Origin of the sequence: Halomonas salinarum (assembly GCF_012062845.1) — a bacterium.
Classification (GTDB): Bacteria; Pseudomonadota; Gammaproteobacteria; order Pseudomonadales; family Halomonadaceae; genus Onishia; species Onishia salinarum.
This window is the reverse complement of record NZ_WWNB01000006.1, coordinates 1-22,864: the sequence shown is the minus strand read 5'-3', so window position 1 is coordinate 22,864 and position 22,864 is coordinate 1. Positions and strand designations below refer to the sequence as shown.

At 61.6% G+C, this 22,864-nt stretch carries 13 protein-coding genes and 3 tRNA genes; 14 read left to right on the top strand and 2 right to left on the bottom strand.

Annotation, left to right across the window (positions count from 1 at the left end):
- The first annotated feature begins 196 nt into the window (after positions 1-196).
- The 5 genes from gltB (at position 197) to eno (ending at position 10,370) form a co-directional block, all read left to right on the top strand.
- A complete protein-coding gene (gene gltB / locus HF027_RS06100) occupies positions 197-4,648 on the top strand; it encodes a glutamate synthase large subunit (RefSeq protein ID WP_168013885.1) in 4,452 nt (1,483 codons plus the stop codon).
- A gap of 108 nt (positions 4,649-4,756) precedes the next feature.
- Positions 4,757-6,178, top strand: a complete 1,422-nt coding sequence (locus HF027_RS06095) for an FAD-dependent oxidoreductase (protein WP_168013883.1) — start codon at positions 4,757-4,759, stop codon at positions 6,176-6,178.
- A gap of 216 nt (positions 6,179-6,394) precedes the next feature.
- A complete protein-coding gene (locus tag HF027_RS06090; protein ID WP_168013881.1) occupies positions 6,395-8,056 on the top strand; it encodes a CTP synthase in 1,662 nt (553 codons plus the stop codon).
- A gap of 9 nt (positions 8,057-8,065) precedes the next feature.
- Positions 8,066-8,917 carry a 3-deoxy-8-phosphooctulonate synthase gene (gene kdsA / locus HF027_RS06085; protein ID WP_168013879.1) on the top strand — a complete coding sequence of 284 codons (852 nt, stop codon included), beginning with the start codon at positions 8,066-8,068 and terminating at the stop codon, positions 8,915-8,917.
- Between the two features lie 157 nt (positions 8,918-9,074).
- Positions 9,075-10,370 carry a phosphopyruvate hydratase gene (gene eno / locus HF027_RS06080; protein WP_168013877.1) on the top strand — a complete coding sequence of 432 codons (1,296 nt, stop codon included), beginning with the start codon at positions 9,075-9,077 and terminating at the stop codon, positions 10,368-10,370.
- A gap of 673 nt (positions 10,371-11,043) precedes the next feature.
- Here eno and fdxA read toward each other — a convergent pair.
- Positions 11,044-11,367, bottom strand: a complete 324-nt coding sequence (fdxA, locus tag HF027_RS06075; protein WP_136255602.1) for a ferredoxin FdxA — start codon at positions 11,365-11,367, stop codon at positions 11,044-11,046.
- Positions 11,368-11,668: 301 nt separating this feature from the next.
- Positions 11,669-14,278, bottom strand: coding sequence for a DNA mismatch repair protein MutS (gene mutS, locus HF027_RS06070; protein ID WP_168013875.1), 2,610 nt, complete (start codon positions 14,276-14,278; stop codon positions 11,669-11,671).
- A 181-nt stretch (positions 14,279-14,459) separates the two neighbouring features.
- On the opposite strand from mutS, the gene HF027_RS06065 reads away from it, so the two are divergent.
- From HF027_RS06065 to HF027_RS06025, 9 genes are all read left to right on the top strand, one after another.
- Positions 14,460-14,996 (top strand): CinA family protein, encoded by a 537-nt coding sequence (locus tag HF027_RS06065; RefSeq protein WP_168013873.1) that lies wholly within the window; start codon positions 14,460-14,462, stop codon positions 14,994-14,996.
- Positions 14,997-15,118: 122 nt separating this feature from the next.
- Positions 15,119-16,180 (top strand): recombinase RecA, encoded by a 1,062-nt coding sequence (recA, locus tag HF027_RS06060; protein ID WP_168013871.1) that lies wholly within the window; start codon positions 15,119-15,121, stop codon positions 16,178-16,180.
- 3 nt (positions 16,181-16,183) lie between these two features.
- Positions 16,184-16,681: a regulatory protein RecX gene (locus tag HF027_RS06055; RefSeq protein WP_168013870.1), complete on the top strand. Its 498-nt coding sequence runs from the start codon at positions 16,184-16,186 to the stop codon at positions 16,679-16,681.
- 134 nt (positions 16,682-16,815) lie between these two features.
- Positions 16,816-19,434 carry an alanine--tRNA ligase gene (alaS, locus tag HF027_RS06050; RefSeq protein ID WP_168013869.1) on the top strand — a complete coding sequence of 873 codons (2,619 nt, stop codon included), beginning with the start codon at positions 16,816-16,818 and terminating at the stop codon, positions 19,432-19,434.
- Positions 19,435-19,548: 114 nt separating this feature from the next.
- Positions 19,549-20,802 (top strand): aspartate kinase, encoded by a 1,254-nt coding sequence (locus tag HF027_RS06045; RefSeq protein WP_168013868.1) that lies wholly within the window; start codon positions 19,549-19,551, stop codon positions 20,800-20,802.
- A 200-nt stretch (positions 20,803-21,002) separates the two neighbouring features.
- Complete coding sequence (gene csrA, locus HF027_RS06040; protein WP_168013867.1) at positions 21,003-21,203, top strand: carbon storage regulator CsrA; 201 nt, start codon at positions 21,003-21,005, stop codon at positions 21,201-21,203.
- 303 nt (positions 21,204-21,506) lie between these two features.
- Positions 21,507-21,599 (top strand) — tRNA-Ser (locus HF027_RS06035).
- A 57-nt stretch (positions 21,600-21,656) separates the two neighbouring features.
- Positions 21,657-21,733: transfer RNA gene (locus HF027_RS06030), tRNA-Arg, on the top strand.
- Positions 21,734-21,816: 83 nt separating this feature from the next.
- Positions 21,817-21,893: transfer RNA gene (locus HF027_RS06025), tRNA-Arg, on the top strand.
- The last annotated feature ends 971 nt before the right edge of the window (positions 21,894-22,864 follow it).

The window sequence follows — 22,864 nt, the reverse complement described above, 5'->3', positions numbered from 1 at the left end:
GTGCCGATTTCAGGCGATTTTTTTTCGGTCTGGGCGGGCAGGGAATTGCGCCGGAAGAGGGGGATGGCTATGCTGGACGGCCTTTTTTGGCGCCAGAAACCGGCATGTATCAGCGATATGTGGGAAAAGAAAAACCAATAAAGATATCGCAGAAGCCATCTGGACACAAGACTACTGATATTGATGAGGTGCGCCCATGAGACAAGGTCTCCACCAGCCCGATGAATTTCGCGACAACTGCGGCTTCGGCCTGATTGCGCACATGGAAGGACAGGCCAGCCATGACCTGCTCAAGACCGCTATCGAGTCGCTGACCTGTATGACGCATCGCGGCGGTATCGCCGCCGATGGCAAGACCGGTGACGGCTGTGGCCTGCTGCTGAAGATGCCTGTCGACTTCATGCGGGCCGTGGCTCGGGAGTCACTGGGCGTCGAGCTGGGTGAGGGCTTTGCCGTGGGCAGCATTTTCCTGCCCGACGACGATGCCCGCGAGCAGGCTGCTCGTGAGGTGCTGGACGGTGAGCTTGAAGCGCGTGGCCTGACCGTACATGGCTGGCGCAGAGTGCCCACCGACCCGAGCGTCTGTGGCCCGATGGCACTCGACTGTCTGCCGCGTATTCGTCAGGTCTTCGTCTCTGCTGGGGACGACCGTCTCGAGGCCGACCTTGGCGTGGACCTGTTCATGGCACGGCGCCGCGCCGAGGAGAAGCTGTCTCGCGAACCCGAGTTCTATGTCTGTTCGCTGTCTTCTCAGGTGGTGTCCTATAAAGGTCTGATGATGCCGGTGGACCTGCCCACCTTCTATCAGGATCTGAATGACGAGCGGCTCGAGACCGCGATCTGTGTCTTCCACCAGCGCTTCTCGACCAATACTGCCCCGCGTTGGCCACTGGCGCAGCCGTTTCGCCTGCTGGCGCACAACGGCGAGATCAACACCATTGAGGCCAACCGCGGCTGGGCCAACTCGCGCAAGGAGAACTTCGTCAGTGATCGGCTGCCCGAGATCGCCGAGCTCGACGAGATCGTCAATACTTCCGGCTCTGACTCATCGAGCATGGATAACATGCTCGAAGTGTTGATGGCCGGGGGCATGGACATCTACAACGCCGTGCGCATGATGGTGCCGCCGGCCTGGCAGAACGTGGAGACCATGGACGGCGATCTGCGCGCCTTCTATGAATACAACTCCATGCACATGGAGCCCTGGGACGGCCCCGCCGGCATGGTGATGACCGATGGTCGCCACGCCGTCTGCATGCTGGATCGCAATGGCCTGCGTCCGGCCCGCTGGGTCATCACCAAGAACGGCTATATTACCCTTGCCTCCGAGATCGGTACCTACAATTACCGGCCTGAAGATGTAGTGGCCAAGGGGCGCGTCGGGCCCGGCAAGGTGCTGGGGATCGACACCCAGACCGGTGAGATTCTGCACACCGAAGACATCGACAACCGTTTGAAGTCGGCGTTTCCCTATCGTCGCTGGCTCAAGGACGAGGCCAACTATCTGGAATCCGCCCTGACCGAGCTGGCCCGCTTCCAGCCCATGGGCACCGATGAGCTCAATGTCCACCAGAAGCTCTTTCAGATCACCTTCGAGGAGCGTGACCAGTTGCTGCGCCCACTGGCCGAAAGTGGTCAGGAAGCCGTGGGCTCGATGGGCGACGATACGCCCATGGCGGTGTTGTCGGGCCATGAGCGCCTGCTCACCGACCACTTCCGCCAGAAATTTGCTCAGGTCACCAACCCGCCGATCGATCCGCTGCGCGAAGCCATCGTGATGTCGCTGGAGACCATTTGCGGTGCTGAGCTTAACGTCTTCGATGCAACGCCCGAGCACGCACATCGCTTGATTCTGACCACGCCTGTGCTTTCACCGCGCAAGTTTACCGCGCTGATCAGTCAGGACGACCCGGCGTTCGCCAGTCAGACCCTGTCGCTTGCCTATGATCCCGAGACCACCGGGCTCAAACAGGCCATTCAGGTGCTGTGTCGCCAGGCCGCCGATGCTGCTCGCAGCGGCAAAGTCGTGCTGGTACTCAGTGATGCCGGCCTCAAGAAAGGCCAGCTGCCGATCCAGGCGGCGCTTGCCGTGGGTGCCGTGCACCACCATCTGGGACAGAAGGCGCTGCGTCCGCGGGTCAACCTGGTCGTCGAGACCGGCTATGCCCGCGACGCCCACCAGATGGCCGTGCTGTTCGGGGTCGGTGCCACGGCGGTCTATCCCTACCTGGCCTACCATGTGATGGCCGACATGCACCGCACCGGTGAATTGACCGGTAATCCGGCGGATGCGCGCGAGAACTACCGCAAGGGGCTGCAGAAGGGCCTGTTCAAGATCCTCTCCAAGATGGGGATCTCGACCCTGGCGTCCTATCGCGGCGCCCAGCTTTTCGAGGCAGTGGGTCTTGGCGACGAGGTGATGGATCTGTGCTTCACCAACATGGCATCGCGCATTCAGGGGGCTGGGTTCAGCGAGCTGCAAATGCAGCAGGAACTGCTGGCTCGCCGGGCCTGGACACCACGCAAGAGCATTGACCAGGGCGGTCTGGTCAAGTATGTCCATGGCAAGGAATACCACGCCTACAACCCCGATGTGGTGACCACCCTTCAGGAGGCGGTCCAGCAGGGCGATTATCAGAAGTGGAAGAAGTTCGCTGGCCTGGTCAACGAGCGCCCGGTGGCCACCATTCGCGATCTTCTGGTCTTGAAGCCTGCCGCCGAGCCGGTGCCACTCGAGGAAGTCGAGACCACGGATGAACTGATTCCGCGCTTCGATAGTGCCGGTATGTCGCTCGGCGCCCTGTCACCGGAGGCCCACGAGGCGCTGGCTCAGGCAATGAACGAGACCGGCGGCCGCTCCAATTCCGGCGAAGGGGGCGAGGATCCGGCGCGCTACGGCACCATCCGCTCGTCGAAGATCAAGCAGATCGCTTCTGGGCGGTTCGGTGTTACGCCGACCTACCTGGTCAATGCCGAAGTATTGCAGATCAAGGTCGCCCAGGGCGCCAAGCCCGGTGAAGGCGGTCAGCTGCCCGGTGGCAAGGTCAACGAGATGATCGGCCGGCTACGCTATGCGGTCCCCGGCGTCACGCTGATCTCGCCGCCGCCGCACCACGATATCTACTCGATCGAGGACCTGGCGCAGCTGATCTTCGATCTCAAGCAGGTCAACCCGGACGCCCAGGTGTCGGTCAAGCTGGTCTCCGAGCCCGGCATCGGCACCATCGCCACCGGCGTGGCCAAGGCCTATGCCGACCTGATCACCGTGTCAGGCTATGACGGGGGGACCGCGGCGAGCCCGCTGACCTCGATCAAGCATGCAGGCAGCCCCTGGGAGCTCGGCCTGCCTGAGGTTCACCAGGCGCTGCGCATCAATGGCCTGCGTGACAAGATCCGCCTGCAGACCGATGGCGGTCTGAAGACCGGTCTCGATGTGGTCAAGGCGGCGATTCTCGGCGCCGAGAGCTTCGGCTTCGGCACCGCGCCAATGGTCGCGCTGGGCTGCAAGTACCTGCGTATCTGTCACCTCAACAACTGCGCGACCGGTGTGGCGACACAGGACCAGTTCCTGCGTGACGAACACTTCCGCGGCACCGTTGACATGGTCAAGCACTACTTCCGCTTCATCGCCGAGGAAGTGCGTGAACTGATGTCGCTGCTCGGGGTGCGCAAGCTCACCGATCTGATCGGACGCACCGATCTGCTCGAGGTGCTCGAGGGCCAGACCAGCGCTCAGCGCAAGCTCGACCTGACGCCGCTGCTTGAGAACGACCACGTGCCGGCTGGTGCTCCCCAGTTCTGCCACGTCAATCGCAACGTGCCCCATGACCCGGGTGCCAAGAACCTGGAGGTGCTGGAGGCGCTACGCTCGGCGATCGACGAGAAATCCGGTGGCGAGTTCGATTTCACCATCACCAACTGTGATCGCAGTGTGGCGGCCATGACCTCCGGGGCCATCGCCAAGCGCTATGGTGAGGCCGGTCTCGAAGACGCGCCTATTACTGCGCGTTTCAAGGGCGTGGCGGGGCAGAGCTTCGGGGTGTGGAACGCTTGCGGTCTGAACCTGTATCTCGAAGGCGATGCCAACGACTATGTCGGCAAGGGCATGAACGGTGGTTCGATCACCATCGTGCCGCCGGCCGGCAGCCACTTCGAGAGTCACAAGACGGCCATCATCGGTAATACCTGCCTGTATGGCGCTACCGGCGGCACGCTTTACGCCGCTGGCACCGCCGGCGAGCGGTTCGCGGTGCGCAATTCCGGTGCCACTGCGGTCATCGAGGGTGCCGGGGATCACTGCTGCGAGTACATGACCGGCGGGTTGGTCACGGTGCTTGGCGCGACCGGCGTCAACTTTGGCGCGGGCATGACCGGCGGCTTTGCCTACGTCATTGACGAAGACCGTACCTTCGTCGACAAGTACAACCACGAGCTGGTGGAAATCCACCGGATCAACACCGAGGCAATGGAGGCGTACCGGCGCCACCTGAGGGAGGTCATCGAGGACTATGTCGCTACCACCGGCTCAGCGCGCGGTGAAGAGATACTCGAGGACTTCGGCCACTTCATCCGCCACTTCTGGCTGGTGAAGCCCAAGGCCGCGAGTCTTGGCAGTCTGCTCGCCGAGTCTCGGCGGCGGCCGGAGTAAGCGACGTCCCGGCAGCGGCCCCACAGACCGAGTTCCGGCGGCCGCGTCCCGGCGGAGCCAGTATCACTGGCTCCGCCCTGACCTTCCAGTTTTCGAGGAGAGACGACAATGGCAGAGCGTCTTCAGCATAACGATTTCCAGTTTATCGACGTGGGTCGCCATGACCCGCAGAAGAAGCCGGCGCGCACCCGTTCGCGGGAGTTTGCCGAGATCTATGAGCCCTACCAGCCAAGCGAAGCCGCCAGCCAGGCGGACCGTTGTCTGGGTTGCGGCAACCCCTATTGCGAGTGGAAATGCCCGGTCCATAACTACATTCCCAACTGGCTGAAGCTGGTGGCCGAAGGCAATATCCTGAAGGCCGCCGAGCTGTCGCATGCGACCAACTCGCTGCCCGAGGTATGCGGCCGAGTGTGTCCGCAGGATCGTCTCTGCGAGGGGGATTGCACCCTCAATGACGGCTTTGGTGCGGTGACCATCGGCTCGGTTGAGAAGTACATCACCGATACTGCCTTCGCCATGGGGTGGCGGCCTGATATGTCGCAGGTCGAAAAGACCGACAAGCGCGTGGCGATCGTCGGTGCCGGGCCGGCAGGTCTCGGGTGTGCCGATATCCTGGTGCGTAATGGCGTGACCCCGGTGGTGTTCGACAAGTACCCGGAAATCGGCGGTCTGCTGACCTTCGGCATTCCCGAGTTCAAGCTCGAGAAGAGCGTGATGGAGCGTCGGCGGGCGGTCTTCGAGGAGATGGGCGTGGAATTCCGTCTGGGCGTCGAGATCGGTGCCGATATCACCATCGATGAGCTGATGGAGGACTACGATGCGGTCTTCCTCGGCATGGGTACCTACAAGTACATGCAGGGCGGCTTCCCTGGGGAAGATCTGCCGGGTGTGCACAAGGCGCTGGACTTCCTGGTGGCGAACGTCAATCACTGCCTGGGCTTCGAGAAAAACGCCTCTGACTATGTCTCCTTCGAGGGCCAGCGGGTCGTCGTGCTGGGTGGCGGCGACACCGCCATGGACTGCAACCGGACATCGATTCGTCAGGGCGCGGCCAGCGTTTCCTGCGCCTATCGTCGAGACGAGGAAAACATGCCGGGCTCCAAGCGTGAGGTGGCCAATGCCCGCGAAGAGGGCGTCGAGTTCCTCTTCAACCGTCAACCGGTGGCGGTGATCGGTGAAGACAAGGTCGAGGGCGTCAAGGTGGTACGCACCCGCATGGGTGAGCCGGACGAAAACGGCCGCCAGCGTCCTGAAGTCGTACCGGGCTCCGAGGAAGTGCTGCCCGCGGATGCGGTGGTGATTGCCTTTGGCTTCCAGGCGACCGATATCGACTGGCTCGAGCCCAGCAATATCGATACCAATGAGCGGGGCCTGATCACGGCACCGGAGCATGGTCGTTATCCTTTCCAGACCAGTAACGCCAAGGTCTTTGCCGGCGGTGACATGGTGCGCGGCTCAGACCTCGTTGTGACCGCGGTCTATGAGGGCCGCCAGGCCGGCGAGGGTATCCTCGACTACCTGGAAGTCTGAACGACAGACGGCTGTTTTTTTCAGCCGGCAACGGTGACAGGTCAGCGCGACACGTCTTTTTCCTCCCGGAAAAGGACGTGTGCTCCTGGCGGGGAAAACCGCCTTAGCGATGGCGCGCATGGCAAATTGAGCCGCCAAGGCGATTCTGCTACTCTGTCGTCCCATCCTGGTGCGGTTTCCTGCCGCGCCTTCTGATCACGTTTCGACAGGTTCTCCATGACACGATATATCTTCGTGACCGGCGGCGTTGTGTCCTCTCTCGGCAAGGGCATCGCGTCCGCCTCGCTGGCGGCGATTCTCGAGGCCCGCGGTCTCAAGGTCACCATGCTCAAGCTGGATCCGTACATCAACGTCGATCCGGGCACCATGAGCCCCTTCCAGCATGGCGAAGTATTCGTCACCGAGGATGGCGCCGAGACCGACCTGGATCTGGGCCATTACGAGCGCTTCATCCGCACCAAGATGACCCAGAGCAACAACTTCACCACCGGTCGTGTCTACGAACATGTCCTGCGCAAGGAGCGTCGCGGCGACTACTTGGGCGGCACGGTGCAGGTGATTCCGCATATCACCGACGAGATCAAGCGTCGGGTCTATGCCGGGGGCGAAGGCTTCGATGTGGCGCTGGTCGAGATCGGCGGGACGGTCGGCGACATCGAGTCGTTGCCGTTCCTCGAGTCGATCCGCCAGATCAGAAGCGAGCTGGGGGCCAATCGCGCCATCTTCATGCACCTGACACTGGTGCCTTACATCCAGACGGCCGGCGAGACCAAGACCAAGCCGACCCAGCACAGCGTCAAGGAGCTGCGCTCGATCGGTATCCAGCCGGATATTCTGATCTGTCGCAGTGAAGTCGAGCTCGAGGAAACCGAGCGTCGCAAGATCGCCCTGTTCACCAACGTCGAAGAGCGGGCGGTGGTGCCGCTGCAGGATGCCGATACCATCTACCGCATCCCGCTGATGCTGCATGAGCACGGCCTCGACGAGATCGTCTGCGACAAGCTGCGTCTGGAAGCCAACGATGCTGAGCTGGATGAGTGGATCCGCGTGCTGGACGCCAAGCTCAACCCGCTGAAGTCGGTCAACATCGCCATGGTCGGTAAGTACATGGAGCTGCTGGATGCCTACAAGTCGTTGAACGAGGCGCTGACCCACGCCGGTATCCAGAACCGCATCAAGGTCAACATCGACTACATCGATTCCGAGGATATCGAGCGCCATGGTCCCGAGCGGCTGGCGGGCAAGGATGCCATTCTGGTGCCTGGCGGTTTCGGTGAGCGCGGCGTGGAAGGCAAGATCGCCACGGCTCGCTTCGCCCGTGAGCAGAAGATTCCCTACCTAGGTATCTGCCTCGGCATGCAGGTCGCGGTGATCGAGTTCGCTCGCCACGTGGCGGGCTGGGCAGATGCCAATTCCACCGAGTTTACTCACGACACCAAGCACCCCGTGGTCGGTCTGATCACCGAGTGGCTGAATGCCGAGGGCAAGATCGAGCTGCGTGATGCGGCCTCCGATCTCGGCGGCACCATGCGTCTGGGCGGCCAGATCTGTCATCTGAAGCCGGGCTCCAAGGCGCGTGAGGCGTACGGCAACGATGAGATCGTCGAACGCCACCGCCACCGCTTCGAGGTCAACAACCAGTTCATCGGCGAGCTTGAAGAGGCCGGTCTGGTGATTTCCGGCAAGAGCGTCGATCAGTCGCTGGTCGAGATGGTCGAGCTGCCGGACCATCCCTGGTTCGTGGCCTGCCAGTTCCATCCGGAATTTACCTCCACGCCCCGCGATGGCCATCCGCTGTTTTCGGGCTTCGTGCAAGCGGCTCTCGAGCAGAAGCAGGCACGTGCCCGGCAGCATGCGCAGGCCCAGCCGCAGGGCTAAGGACAGCAGATGAGCGAATCGCAGAAAACCATCGAGTTTGCCGGCCACAAGGCCGGCAACGCCTTGCCGCTGTCGCTTTTTGGCGGCATGAATGTGCTCGAGTCTCGCGACATGGCTCTGGAGGTCGCCGAGCGCTACGTCGAGGTGACCACTAAGCTCGGCATCCCTTACGTCTTCAAAGCAAGCTTCGACAAGGCGAATCGCAGCTCGATTCACTCCTATCGCGGGCCGGGCCTGGAGAAAGGCCTCGAGATCCTCGCCGAGGTCAAAGAGCGCTTCAACGTGCCGGTGATCACCGACGTTCACGAGCCCTGGCAGGCCAAGCCGGTGGCCGAGGTCGCCGATATCATTCAGTTGCCCGCCTTCCTGGCCCGTCAGACCGATCTGGTGGTAGCCATGGCCGAGACCGGCGCGGTGATCAATATCAAGAAGCCGCAGTTCGTGGCGCCTCACGAGATGCGCCACATCGTGCGCAAGTGCGAGGAAGCCGGCAACGAGCGCCTGATCCTCTGCGAGCGAGGCTCGAGCTTCGGCTACAACAACCTGGTGGTCGACATGCTCGGCTTCGGTGACATGAAGGCCACCGGCTATCCGCTTTTCTTCGATGTCACGCATGCCCTGCAGCGCCCAGGCGGGCGTGCCGACAGCGCTGATGGCCGTCGTGCCCAGGTCGCCGAGCTTGCCCGTGCCGGTGTCGCGGTGGGGCTCGCCGGGATCTTTCTCGAAGCCCACCCGGACCCGGACAATGCCAAGTGCGACGGTCCCTGTGCCTTGCCGCTAGATCAACTCGAGCCGTTCCTTGCTCAGCTCAAGGCGCTGGATGACCTGGTCAAGGGCTTCCCTGCACTGACGATTGCCTGATCGAGGCACGGGTGGCGGCAGGCCGCATGACCCGGCTTTCGGGCGCCTGATGCCTTGAATGACGTGCCGGATAGACGACAGTTTTCGAGCGGAGCCGTGATTCCCTCCAGACAAGTCGACTGGATCAACGCTTAGCATTAATTAAGGACGAGACATCATGACCAAGATTGTCGAAATTCGCGCCCTCGAGGTGCTGGATTCACGCGGTAACCCCACCGTGCAGGCCGAAGTGGTGCTGGAAAGCGGCGCCAAGGGTGTGGCCTGCGCACCGAGTGGCGCGTCAACCGGCTCTCGCGAAGCGCTGGAGTTGCGCGACGGCGACAAGTCTCGCTACCTGGGCAAGGGTGTGCTGAAGGCTGTTGAGGCCGTCAATGGCCCGATCCGTGAACGGCTGACGGGCCTCGATGCGCTGGATCAGCGTGCGCTGGATAACGCCATGCTTGAGCTCGATGGCACCGAGAACAAGGAAAGCCTCGGCGCCAACGCTATCCTCGCCGTCTCTCTGGCCGCCGCCAAGGCCGCCGCCAGCGCCAAGGGCATCGAGCTCTATGCCCATGTCGCCGAGCTCTTCGGTGCGCCGGGCAAGTATCTGATGCCGGTGCCGATGATGAACATCATCAACGGCGGGGAGCATGCCGATAACAACGTCGATATCCAGGAGTTCATGATTCAGCCGGTGGGTGCGCCGAGCTTCCGTGAAGGCCTGCGCATGGGTGCCGAGGTCTTCCACGCCCTGAAGAAAGTGCTGGCGGCGCGTGGTCTTTCCACTGCAGTGGGTGACGAGGGCGGTTTCGCGCCGAACCTTGCCTCCAATGCCGAGGCCCTGGCGGTGATCAAGCAGGCGGTGTCTGACGCCGGTTATACGCTTGGCAGCGACATCACGCTGGCGCTTGACTGTGCGTCCAGCGAGTTCTTCAAGGATGGTCAGTACGATCTGTCGGGTGAAGGCAAGAGCTTTGATGCGGCCGGTTTCGTCGACTACCTGGCAAAGCTTGCCGACCAGTACCCGATCGTCTCCATCGAAGACGGCATGGACGAATCCGACTGGGCCGGCTGGAAGGCGCTCACCGACAAGCTGGGCGATAAGGTTCAGCTGGTCGGGGATGATTTGTTCGTTACCAACACTCGCATTCTCAAGCGTGGCATTGATGAGAAGATCGGCAACTCCATCCTGATCAAGTTCAACCAGATCGGCTCGCTCTCTGAGACGCTGGATGCGATCAAGATGGCGCAGGATGCCGGCTTCACCGCGGTGATTTCTCACCGCTCCGGCGAGACTGAAGATACCACCATCGCCGATCTGGCTGTGGCGACTTCGGCGGGCCAAATCAAGACCGGTTCACTGTGCCGTTCCGACCGCGTCGCCAAGTACAACCGCCTGCTGGTGATTGAGCAGCAGCTGGGTGAGGCCGTGCACTATCCGGGCTTGTCTGCCATCAAGGGTCAAGGCTGACATCCGCATGGGTCGGTGATGACCTGTGATATTGGAAAGATGAGTGGAAAAGGCGCCTGCGGGCGCCTTTTTTCGTATCGGGCGGCGGTTTTGAGCGCATCCGCAAGGGGGAGATGCCGACCATATCCTCATTGCGTGTAAGAGATTGCCGACAACTTTGCCCCGAAAAACATGATGTCGATCAATAAATGATCACTCTTAGCTTACCTTGTTGTTTTTAAGTCATTGAAAATAAATAAAAATATTTATTTCAACATGTGTTGGCTAGTGCTTTCTCCCTATATGGGTCGACTTGAGAACATCGCTATAGGTGCCACAATACGCTTGGGATGTGGGAAAGCAGGACGCTTTCCCGGCAGGATGCAACGGGATGGTAGACGGGTGCGCTTGGTGCGACAGGATGTCGTTCCCGGGCAGGGAAGTCACCCGAGGAAGCGGGCATAGGGACATGCTCAAGGAAACGGCTAGGAGCGGGCGACCTTCGGGTCGCCTTTTTTTATGCGTGTGGGAAAAGTCTCTGCAACCTCACATAGCGTTGTGGGCACAAGGTTCTGCGGATCACGTTCTATGTAGAGCGTTCTGGCCATAATCCGGCCATAAAAAGGGGCCGGCGAGAAATCGCCGGCCCCTTTTTCGTGGACTACGCCTGTCGGCCATCGTTGATGGCGGGGTCTCAGCGCTCGAGCAATTCCTTCTTGTCGCTTTTGCCGTCCCACTCTTCAGCGTCAGGCAGCGGGTCCTTCTTCTCGGCAATGTTCGGCCAGACCTCGGACAGCTCGGCGTTGAGCTCGATGAATTCTTGCTGCCCCTCGGGGAGTTCGTCTTCGGAGAAGATGGCCTCCGCAGGGCATTCCGGCTCGCACAGGGCGCAATCGATGCACTCGTCGGGGTGAATGACCAGGAAGTTGGGACCTTCGTAGAAGCAGTCTACCGGGCAGACCTCCACGCAGTCGGTGTACTTGCACTTAATGCAGTTCTCGGTGACGACGAATGTCATGGGTCTTCCTCGATCGTTAGCTGTCAGGGTCTCGGTGATATGCCGTGAGCCTGATGGAGTCGTGTGCTAAATCTAGTTATAAGCGGCTTGATCATTAGAAGCCGCTATTCTAATGGGGCAATATTCTAGTCGTGGCGTGCAGGGCCAGCAAGTCATCGCAGCGGCCGGGGGGAAGAACGTTTCGGCATGAATCCATGCCCGTTATGCGGCGTTCTTCGTCCATCCGGCGCGCAGCGTCTGTGTCAGTCCTGTTGTCAACGGCCAGGCCAGTTGCCCCCGTGGCGGGTAAATATCGGCATGGCTAGACTTTTTCCCGCCAGGCATAGAGCAGCTCCAGGGCCTGGCGCGGACTCAGGCCGTCGATATCCAGACCGGCCAGTTCGTCGAGCAGCGGGTGTGGCGTACTGGCGAACAGATCGTCCTGACGCGGTGCGGGGGCAGCAGACGCGGCGTTTGGTCCGCCCGCCGATGCCGGGTCGGCCAGGGGTGTCTGGCGTTGGCCCTGATCGATCTCCTGCTGCTCGAGCACGGCGAGTTTCTCGCGGGCGCGAGCGATCACATGCTGGGGCACTCCTGCCAGTTGGGCGACCTGCAGGCCATAGCTCTGGCTAGCCGGGCCGTCTTCCACTCGGTGCATGAAGACGATGCCATCCTTGTGCTCGGCGGCGGTCAGGTGAACATTGGCCACGCCCGGCGCCTGATCGGGCAGAGCGGTCATCTCGAAGTAGTGAGTGGCGAACAGCGTGAAGGCCCGTGAGCGCGTCAGGTGCTCGGCACTGGCCCAGGCAAGCGACAGACCATCGAAGGTCGAGGTGCCGCGACCGATCTCGTCCATCAACACCAGGCTCTTGTCGCTGGCGTTGTGCAGGATGTTGGCGGTCTCGGTCATCTCGACCATGAAGGTCGAACGACCACCGGCCAGGTCGTCCGAGGAGCCGATGCGGGTAAAGATGCGATCAACCGGGCCGATCTCGGCGGCATCGGCGGGCACGAAGCTGCCGGTATGGGCCAGCAGGGTGATCAGTGCCGCCTGACGCATGTAGGTCGACTTGCCGCCCATGTTGGGGCCGGTGATCACCAGCATGCGCCGCGTATCGTCCAGTGCCAGGTCATTGGGCACGAAGGGCGCTTCGCTTACGTGCTCGACCACCGGGTGGCGTCCACCCTGAATGTTGATGCCGGGCGCCTCGGTGAGCGTCGGGCGCACGAAATCCAGCGCCTGGGCACGTTCGGCAAAGCTTGCCAGCACGTCGAGGCTGGCCAGTGCCCGGCCTGTGTGCTGCAGGGTATCGAGCTCGGCGCCCAGGGTGTCGAGCAGTGACTCGTAGAGCAGCTTTTCGCGACCCAGGGCCCGGGACTTGGCCGACAGCGCCTTGTCCTCGAATTCCTTGAGCTCGGGAATGATGAAGCGCTCGGCGTTCTTCAGGGTCTGGCGGCGGATGTAGTCCGCCGGGGCCTCACGCGCCTGGGCACGCGGGATCTCGATGTAGTAGCCATGCACTCGATTGTAGCCGACCTTGAGACCGGCAAGGCCGGTGCGTTCACGCTCGCGGGTTTCCAGCTTGATCAGATAGTCGCCGGCGTTCTCTGCAAGGCCGCGCTGCTCGTCGAGCTCCTCGTCGAAGCCATCGGCGATCACGCCGCCATCGCGAATCACCACCGGCGGGTTATCGATCAGCGCCCGGCTCAGTGTCTCGGCAAGCGTCGGGTAGGGATGAATATGGCGCTTGAGCTCGTCGAGCGCCGTTCCTTCATCGAAGCCCGAGAGATTCGCCTCGAGACCGGGCAGGGCGTTCAGGGCATCGCGTAACCGGGCCAGATCCCGGGGGCGAGCGCTGCGCAGTGCGATGCGGGCAAGTATACGTTCGACGTCGCCGATCGCTTTCAGGTCATCACGAAGGGGCAGAAAGGCTTCATTGTGGTAAAGCAGTGCGACGGCTGCCTGGCGGGCCAGTACCCGGGGGCGGTCGTGCAGGGGACGGTTCAGCCAACGCTTCATCAGGCGCGAGCCCATGGCGGTGGCGGTGGTGTCCAGCACGCTCGCCAGGGTGTTGTCGCTGCTGCCGCCGAGGTTGGTATCGATCTCGAGATTGCGTCGACTGGCGGCGTCGATCACTACGGCATCATCGCGGTTCTCGACGCCAATGGCGGTGACGTGGGGCAGCGCGGAGCGCTGGGTGTCTCGGGCATAGTCGATCAATACCCCGGCGGCGGTCATGGCCGCCTCGAGGTGGGCACAGCCGAAGCCGCGCAGGTCCTGGACGGCGAACTGGTCACACAGGGTGCGTGTCGCCGATTCCAGATCGAACAGCCAATCGCTCTGGCGACGCAGGCCACGACGCTCGGCAAGCGAGGGCGGCAGGTCCTGGCCGTCGGCGATCAAGCACTCGGCCGGGTCGAGGCGCTGTACCTCGGCGAGCATCTCGGCCTCGCCTTCGACCTCGAGGACGCTGAAGCGGCCACTGGAGAGCTCCAGCCAAGCCAGGCCCCAGGTCTCGCCCTTGGGGTGCGCGGCCAGTACCAAGTTGTCGCGGTTGGCGTCGAGCAGGGCCTCATCATGGAGCGTGCCTGGGGTGACGATGCGCACCACCTTGCGCTCCACCGGCCCCTTGCTGGTGGCCGGGTCGCCGATCTGCTCGCAGATCGCCACCGACTCGCCGGCCTTGACCAGGCGCGCCAGGTAGCCCTCGGCGCTGTGATAGGGCACCCCTGCCATGGGGATCGGCTTGCCCGCCGACTGACCACGCTGGGTCAGGGTGATGTCAAGAAGCTTGGCGGCGCGCTTGGCGTCGTCGAAGAACAGTTCATAGAAGTCCCCCATGCGATAGAACAGCAGCACCTCGGGGTGCTCGCGCTTGATCTTCAGGAACTGGCTCATCATCGGGGTGTGCTGGGCGCTGGCCTGTGTCATTGGCTTCCTTGGTTACTCTGGAATGCGGGCGGGCATGCGGGCACGGCTGGATGTGAAAGCGAAGCATGGCGACGCTGCAACGGGTGACTCGTCAGGGGCCGGCAAAAGGCGATATTCTACCCGCTCATGCTCGTCTCGTCAGGCGCTGTCCGATTGCGCTGCTCACCACCACGGAGGCAAGATGCCGGCTATTCCTTCGACGCTTGAAGACTGCGATACGCTCGCGCTCGCCACTCGCCTGGGTGAGGCCTGCAAGGCGCGCGGGGTGTCCGTGACGGCTGCTGAGTCCTGTACCGGTGGCGGTGTTGCCCACGCGATCACCGAGGTTGCGGGCAGCTCGGCCTATTTCGAGACCGGCTATGTCACCTACTCGAACGCGGCCAAGACCCGCCAGTTGGGCGTGCCTGAGGCGACGCTTGCCACGCATGGGGCCGTCAGTCGTGAGGTGGTCGAGGCGATGGTGGCTGGGGCCTGTCGCGACAGCGGCGCGAATCTGGCTGTCGCCATCAGCGGCGTGGCGGGGCCGGGGGGCGGCAGCCAGGCCAAGCCGGTCGGCACGGTATGGCTGGCCTGGGGAGATGCCGTCACTCAATGGGCGGTATGCCATCACTTTGGCGGTGATCGCCACGCGGTACGCGAGCAGGCGCTGCGGGCGGCACTCGCCGGGCTGATCGAACGGCTTGAGGGGGCTCAGGCGTCGCAGGAAAAGTCCCTCTAGCGGTAGGCGCGACGGTTTTTTTTCTCCATAATACTGTGTAGTCATACAGTATTTAGGTGCTGTACCCACGATTCAGTATTCAGAACACATCGTTTTTCTTTGATGACTCCAGGAGGCCATTCATGGCACAGGACGACAATCGCGCCAAGGCACTGAACGCGGCGCTCAGCCAGATCGACCGCCAGTTCGGCAAGGGCACCGTGATGCGCCTGGGCGACGCGCCGCGCGTGACCATGCCATCGGTCTCCACCGGGTCGCTGGGGCTTGATATCGCGCTTGGCATCGGCGGCCTGCCGCTGGGCCGGGTGGTCGAGATATACGGGCCGGAGTCGTCGGGCAAGACCACCCTGACCCTGTCGGTGATCGCTCAGGCCCAGAAGCAGGGCAAGACCTGCGCCTTCGTCGATGCCGAGCACGCGCTGGATCCGAGTTACGCCGAGAAGCTTGGCGTCAATCTTGATGACCTGCTGGTCTCCCAGCCGGACAACGGCGAGCAGGCACTGGAAATCTGCGACATGCTGGTGCGCTCCGGCGGCGTCGATCTGATCGTCGTCGACTCGGTAGCGGCGCTGACGCCGCGGGCCGAGATCGAAGGCGAGATGGGCGACTCCCACGTCGGCCTGCAGGCGCGCCTGATGTCCCAGGCGCTGCGCAAGATCACCGGCAATATCAAGAACGCCAACTGCATGGTGGTGTTCATCAACCAGATTCGCATGAAGATCGGCGTGATGTTCGGCAGCCCCGAGACCACGACCGGCGGTAACGCCCTGAAGTTCTACTCGAGCGTGCGCCTCGACATCCGTCGTACCGGTTCGGTGAAGCAGGGCGACGAAGTGACCGGCAACGAGACTCGTGTCAAGGTCGTCAAGAACAAGGTGGCGCCGCCGTTCCGTCAGGCCGAGTTCCAGATTCTCTACGGCAAGGGGATCTACCACGCCGGTGAAGTGGTCGATCTGGGCGTGCAGTGCAATCTCGTCGACAAGGCCGGCGCCTGGTACAGCTACAAGGGCAGCAAGATCGGCCAGGGCAAGGCCAATGCCGCTCAGCATCTCGAGGACAACCCGGCGATCATGGAAGAGATCGAGAGCCAGATCCGCGCCCAGTTGCTGACCCAGGCCGAGCCGAAGGATGACAAGGCCGAAGGCGAAGCGGTAGCCGACGGCGAGCTCGACGACAAGGCCTGATCCATGGCGTTCGGGTCCGCCAACACCCCGCGAGGCGAAAACGGCGATCAGCCCTCGCCTCGTGATGATGCCATTCGTCTGCTGGCGCGAAGAGAGCATTCGCGTCACGAGCTCGAGTCTCGCTTGGCGACCAAGGGCCATGACGCCGCCGAGGTGGCGGTATGTCTTGATGACCTGGCCGAGCAGGGCCTGCAATCGGATGCACGCTTCGCTGAACACTTTGTGCGCTCACGCATTCAGCGGGGCCAGGGGCCACGCAAGGTGCGCGCCGAACTCGACCAGCGCGGTGCGGCGCGCGAGACGGTCGACGAGGCCCTGACTGAGGCCGAGGTCGACTGGTTTACGCTTGCCGCCGAGACCCTCGCCCGGCGCTTCAGCGGCCCGGGCGAGACCCCCAAGGAGCGAGCCAAGCGCGAGCGATTTCTCGCTGGCCGTGGTTTCGATTTCGACCAGCTTAAACATGCCCTGGCCCATGCCTGGGACGATAACGACGCCTTCTAGCGCACTATCCCCCCTGAAAGTTTCCCGCCGACTCGTTATACTCCAAGGTTTTCGACGACACCGGCGTGCCGTGTCGGTCCGCTCCGGCGGCCGCTCGCCCGCAGCGTCAACACGCTTAACGCCACGGACTTGATATGAAAAGCGCAGAGATCAGACAGGCCTTTCTGACCTTCTTCGAAGAGCAGGGACATTCCATCGTGCCGTCCAGCTCGCTGGTGCCGGATAACGACCCCACCCTGCTGTTCACCAACGCCGGCATGGTGCCCTTCAAAGACGTCTTCCTGGGACGCGACCCGCGACCCTATGTGCGTGCCACCTCGGCGCAGCGCTGTGTGCGCGCCGGTGGTAAGCACAATGACCTGGATAACGTCGGTTATACCGCGCGGCATCACACCTTCTTCGAGATGCTCGGCAACTTCAGCTTCGGTGACTATTTCAAGCGCCAGGCGATCCAGTTTGCCTGGACCTTTCTGACCGAGCGTCTGGGACTGCCCAAGGACAAGCTCTGGGTCACCGTCCACGTAAGTGATGACGAAGCAGAGCGCATCTGGAAAGACGAGATCGGCATCGACCCCGAGCGCTTCTCCAAGCTCGACGAGGATAATTTCTGGCAGATGGGCGATACCGGCCCCTGCGGCCCCTCCTCGGAAATCTTTTTCGATCATGGCCCCGAGGTATGGGGTGGTCCTCCCGGTAGCCCGGAAGAAGACGGCGATCGCTTCATCGAGATCTGGAACCTGGTCTTCATGCAGTATGACCGCGACGCCGCCGGCACCATGAACCCGTTGCCCAAGCCGTCCATCGACACCGGCATGGGCCTCGAGCGCATCGCCGCCGTGCTGCAGGGCGTGCATTCGAACTACGAGATCGATCTCTTCCAGCGTCTGCTGGCGGCCGCTTCTGACGCCACCGGTCACGCCGATACCAGCGCGCCGTCGCTGCGCGTGATCGCCGACCATATCCGCTCCTGCGCCTTCCTGATCGTTGATGGCGTGATGCCCTCCAATGAGGGGCGCGGTTACGTGCTGCGCCGGATCATCCGCCGCGCGGTTCGCCATGGTCACAAGCTTGGCGCCGAGGGTAGCTTCTTCAATACCTTGGTAGCGGCGCTTGACGCCGAGATGGGCGAGGCCTACCCAGAGCTTCGCCAGGCTCGCGCCCAGATCGAGACCGTGCTGGCCAAGGAAGAGGCACAGTTCGCGCGCACTCTGGACCACGGGATGGGCCTTTTGACCGAGGCGCTGGACGGGCTGGACGGGCTGGAAGGCGATGTGCTCCCTGGCGAGACGGTGTTCAAACTCTACGACACCTACGGTTTCCCCTATGACCTGACGGCCGATGTGTGCCGCGAACGCGGCGTGTCGCTGGATGAGGACGGCTTCCAGGTGGCGCTGGAAGCACAGCGTGAGCGGGCTCGGGCGGCCAGTCAGTTCGGTGCCGACTATGGCATCACCCTGGAGCTTGACGGTGAGACCGCCTTCACTGGCTATGATCGCCTCGAGGACCAGGCCAGGATTACGGCCCTGGTCGATACAGAAGGCAACGAACTGGCGGCGATGGAAGAAGGCCAGAAGGGTGTCGTGGTACTCGACCGTACGCCTTTCTATGCCGAGTCCGGCGGCCAGGTGGGCGATACCGGCTATCTTGTGGTTGATGGCGGCCGTTTCCAGGTCACCGACACCCAGAAGCAGGCCGGTCATCACTTGCATCAGGGCCTGATGGTCGAGGGTGGCTTCAAGGTAGGCGCCGTGGTGACGCCGACCGTCGATGCCAGTCTGCGCGCCGCCACCGTGCGCAATCACTCGGCGACGCACTTGTTGCACCAGGCGCTGCGTATGGTGCTTGGCGATCATGTGCAGCAGAAAGGCTCGCTGGTCACCGCCGAGCGGCTGCGCTTCGACTTCAGCCACCTCGAGGCGGTTACCCCCGCGGAGCTTGCCGAGATCGAGGCCATCGTCAATGCCCAGGTGCTGACCAACGCGCCCACGCAAATCGAGAACATGACCCTCGATGAGGCCAAGGCCAAGGGGGCGGCGGCACTGTTCGAGGCCAAGTACGCTGACGACGTGCGGGTACTGACCATTGGTGCCGACGACTTCTCGGTAGAACTGTGCGGCGGGACTCACGTGGCGCGCAGTGGTGATATTGGCTGTTTCCATATCGTCACCGAAACCGGTATCGCTTCCGGCGTGCGCCGCATCGAGGCTATTACCGGCGAAGCGGCGCTTGAATACTTCCAGAATCAGGAAGCGCAGCTTGCACGAGTCGGTGAACGACTCAAGGCCAAGCCCGAGCAGGTCGAAAGCCGGGTAGAGTCGCTACTCGAACGTAACCGTAGCCTCGAGAAAGAGCTCGAGCGCCTCAAGGCCAAGCTTGCCAGCAGCGCCGGTAACGACATGCTGAGTGAGGTGCAGGACGTCGCTGGTGTGCGTCTGATCGCCAAGCAGCTCGAAGGTGTCTCCGGTAAAGAGCTTCGCACCGTGCTGGACCAGCTCAAACAGAAGTTAGGTTCTGGCGTAGTGGTGCTCGGCGTGGCCGATGCCGACAGCGGCAAGGTCAGCTTGATCGCCGGTGTGACCAATGACCTGACCGGGCGCCTCAAGGCGGGCGACCTGGTCAAGCATGTTGCCTCCCAGGTGGGCGGCAAGGGCGGCGGCCGTGCCGATATGGCGCAGGCCGGCGGTAGCGACCCCGCGGCCCTCCCCGAAGCATTGGCCAGTGTGCCAGCCTGGGTAGAGGCACAGCTGGGGTAAGCCGCTGGCAGGGGCCGTGAGCGGTGTGTTCCGCCCCCTTTGTTTGCATGTCCGAGCTTGCCCGCCCAATAACGCATTCTTTCCTTTCATCCTTTTACTTCAAGGCAATCGCATATGGCGCTATACGTCCAAAAATTCGGTGGCACCTCGGTGGGCTCGGTCGAGCGCATCAAGGCTGTGGCCGAGAAGGTCAAACGCTTCCGCGACAACGGTCACCAGGTTGTTGTCGTGGTCTCGGCGATGAGTGGCGAGACCAATCGCCTGGTTGATCTGGCCAGTCAGATCAACGACGAGCCAACGCCACGCGAGTTGGACATGCTGGTGTCCACCGGCGAGCAGGTCACTATCTCGCTGCTGGCCATGGCCCTGCAGAAGCTGGGTGTGCAGGCGACGTCCTATACCGGCGCCCAGGTCGGCATCCAGACCGACAGTGCCTATACCAAGGCCCGTATCCAGCGGATCGAGACCGATGAAATCCAGGCCGATCTGGATGATGGCCAAGTGGTCGTGGTGGCTGGCTTCCAGGGCGTCGACGAGGAGGGCAATATCACCACCCTCGGTCGTGGCGGCTCCGATACGACCGGCGTGGCGCTGGCTGCGGCGCTGAAGGCCGATGAGTGCCAGATCTATACTGATGTCGACGGCGTCTACACTACTGACCCCCGGGTCTGCTCCAAGGCGCGTCGGCTCGAGACCATCACCGTCGAGGAAATGCTTGAATTGGCAAGCCTCGGCTCCAAGGTCCTGCAGATTCGCGCCGTCGAGTTTGCCGGCAAGTACAACGTGCCGCTGCGCGTGCTCTCCAGCTTCGAGGATGGCGGCAGCGGAACCCTGATCATTGCTGATTCAGATGACGAAGAGGATTCCATGGAAGAACCGCTGATTTCCGGTATTGCTTTTACCTCCAACGAAGCCAAGTTGACTCTGCTCAACACCCCTGATGTCCCGGGTGTGGCTTCGCGGATCCTTGGGCCGATCGCGGATGCCAATATCGAAATCGATATGATCGTCCAGAATGTGGCGCCGGCTGGCGACTACACTGACTTTACCTTTACGGTCGGCAAGGGCGATTACAAGCAGACCATGAAGATCCTCAAGGATCAGGTGATTCCGGATCTGGGTGGCGGCGACCTGCGCGGCGATGACAACATCGCCAAGGTGTCCTTGGTCGGCGTTGGCATGCGTTCCCACGCAGGCATTGCCTCCAAGATGTTCCGTGTGCTGGCAGACGAGAATATCAACATCCGTATGGTCTCTACATCGGAGATCAAGATCTCCGTGGTCATCGACGAGAAGCATATGGAGCTTGCCGTGCGTGCCCTGCACAAGGCGTTTGGTCTGGACAAGGACGACATCGAGCAGGAGTGATCCTGGTTGGTAGCGCCTAGCACTTTCGCTACGCTATAAGGGTGGTCACTGCCATCGGTGGTGGCCACATACACGGGCCGTGAGCGATGTGCATAGGAGGGGACGTTTGGCTTGAAGCCATGTCTCGCGCATAATCTTGCTTCGCATGGCCACAAGCGTGCGTATCCCGTTGCAAGAGAAGTCTGAAAAGGAGATCGGTCATGCTCATCCTGACCCGCCGTGTCGGCGAAACCTTGATGATTGGTGATGAAGTCACCGTGACTGTGCTGGGCGTGAAAGGGAATCAGGTACGCATTGGCGTGAATGCTCCCAAAGACGTTGCAGTGCATCGTGAAGAAATTTATCAGCGCATTCAGCGCGAGAGGACAGATGAAGACGGCGAGCCAGAACCGACACTGTAACTCCTGGTACTCTAGGGTCCCCTCGTGTCGCTTAGTGGTATCGCCTTGTATCGCCTTTTGGCTTTCAAGGGGGAAGTGAGAAAGAAGGTGGCCTTGTAGGGAAGCGATGGCCGATAAAGTGTGGTAGGCTATCGCCGCTGGGTTGCAGAAGCGATGCTTATAGCGCGTTCGAGTCCCAGCAAATCGTGATTCAGAGCTGATACTGAGTCTCAGGCCTGATCTGATCACGAAAGCGCAAAAAAGTTGCCAGAAGGGTTGGACAAATACCTTCAGAAACGGTAACATACGCGCCGTGTTGATGAGGGAGAGGTGGCCGAGTGGCTGAAGGCGCTCCCCTGCTAAGGGAGTATGGGGTTTATAGCCCCATCGAGGGTTCGAATCCCTCTCTCTCCGCCATTCAGCTGCGAGTTGTCGCAGTTTCATCATCACAATGAAGATGTAATGCTAAAGCACGCGCCCTTAGCTCAGCTGGATAGAGTATCTGACTACGAATCAGAGGGTCGGAGGTTCGAATCCTCCAGGGCGCGCCATCTTCCTGCCAGCGGAAATACCATGTTCCGCAGGTTATTGGTTAGGCAAACACGTTCTGCTTAGCCAAGCACAATCTTGATACGCGCCCTTAGCTCAGCTGGATAGAGTATCTGACTACGAATCAGAGGGTCGGAGGTTCGAATCCTCCAGGGCGCGCCATATTTCAACCCGTCCTCTTGAGGGCGGGTTTTGTGTGTCTGGCCCTCTTATGCTGGGCGACAGTCAACATTCCTGCCTCTCCTGTAGTGTGGTGGCGAACGCTTGCCGCTGACCTTGGTTTTTATCACTCAACGTGTCGCGCTCATTGTGATCGGCGTTTGTGGGGAGCTCACCTGTCGGTTGGACGTCGAGAAGGGGGAGGGGGATCAAGCCTCTCGCTGGTCGGTGACTTGCTATATCGTACAAGCCGAGTAGTTATTCAGCGAGCCAGGGCGATACTGTCGGCTTCTTCGTTCTATGCGCAGATAGCTCCGGTCTCGCTTTATGGCTTTGTGCTTGCGTCCGAAACGCCCGCCCTCGTGCGGGCGTTGTCGTATGCGGGGCCTGGTTATCCACAGCCCTCGCCCCTGTCATCTATCCACAACCGCTCATTCACCTTTTTGCAAGAAAGGGGTTGTGTCGCTCCGCGATAGTCCGTAGAGTACGCATCCGCTGCCGCCGATGAGCAAACGTCGGAAGCGGTGTAGGGTGTTGGAAGCACTTGTTTTCGTTAAGGTTTTTCGGTTCGCTTGAATCGATCGGCATTGACAAGACAGTCGGAAACGGTAAAATGCTCCTCCACTCGATCGGCGTTCAACTCGCCGCTGGTTTGCCCGGTCATCAACGGCAAGCGCTAACAGCAAGGGTTGACATTTACTGCCGATTCAGTAGAATACGCCTTCCTCGCAGGGCGCCGGCCGAACGGCCAGGCCGATGCGGGATGCTCCACTCTTTATAGAGCCCGGAGCTGCTCTTTAACAATCGATCAGATAATTCATGTGGGCGCTTGTCGATGAAGGGGTGGTCAGTCACCGATACTTCAAGGCAAGCGACTCGTCAAAAGAAGCCATATCGGCTGATTTTTTGAGACGTTTGAACCTTGAGCCAAGTTTGGTCTACTTCTTCCTTCGGGAAGGCAAGACCGTATGATT

Excerpts from the sequence above, each read along its gene's own strand:
- HF027_RS06045 (WP_168013868.1), top strand. The coding sequence starts at position 19,549 with ATGGCGCTATACGTCCAAAAATTCGGTGGCACCTCGGTGGGCTCGGTC.
- mutS (WP_168013875.1), bottom strand. The coding sequence starts at position 14,278 with ATGACACAGGCCAGCGCCCAGCACACCCCGATGATGAGCCAGTTCCTG.
- HF027_RS06090 (WP_168013881.1), top strand. The coding sequence starts at position 6,395 with ATGACACGATATATCTTCGTGACCGGCGGCGTTGTGTCCTCTCTCGGC.
- recA (WP_168013871.1), top strand. The coding sequence starts at position 15,119 with ATGGCACAGGACGACAATCGCGCCAAGGCACTGAACGCGGCGCTCAGC.
- eno (WP_168013877.1), top strand. The coding sequence starts at position 9,075 with ATGACCAAGATTGTCGAAATTCGCGCCCTCGAGGTGCTGGATTCACGC.
- HF027_RS06055 (WP_168013870.1), top strand. The coding sequence starts at position 16,184 with ATGGCGTTCGGGTCCGCCAACACCCCGCGAGGCGAAAACGGCGATCAG.
- HF027_RS06065 (WP_168013873.1), top strand. The coding sequence starts at position 14,460 with ATGCCGGCTATTCCTTCGACGCTTGAAGACTGCGATACGCTCGCGCTC.
- csrA (WP_168013867.1), top strand. The coding sequence starts at position 21,003 with ATGCTCATCCTGACCCGCCGTGTCGGCGAAACCTTGATGATTGGTGAT.
- kdsA (WP_168013879.1), top strand. The coding sequence starts at position 8,066 with ATGAGCGAATCGCAGAAAACCATCGAGTTTGCCGGCCACAAGGCCGGC.
- fdxA (WP_136255602.1), bottom strand. The coding sequence starts at position 11,367 with ATGACATTCGTCGTCACCGAGAACTGCATTAAGTGCAAGTACACCGAC.
- alaS (WP_168013869.1), top strand. The coding sequence starts at position 16,816 with ATGAAAAGCGCAGAGATCAGACAGGCCTTTCTGACCTTCTTCGAAGAG.
- HF027_RS06095 (WP_168013883.1), top strand. The coding sequence starts at position 4,757 with ATGGCAGAGCGTCTTCAGCATAACGATTTCCAGTTTATCGACGTGGGT.
- gltB (WP_168013885.1), top strand. The coding sequence starts at position 197 with ATGAGACAAGGTCTCCACCAGCCCGATGAATTTCGCGACAACTGCGGC.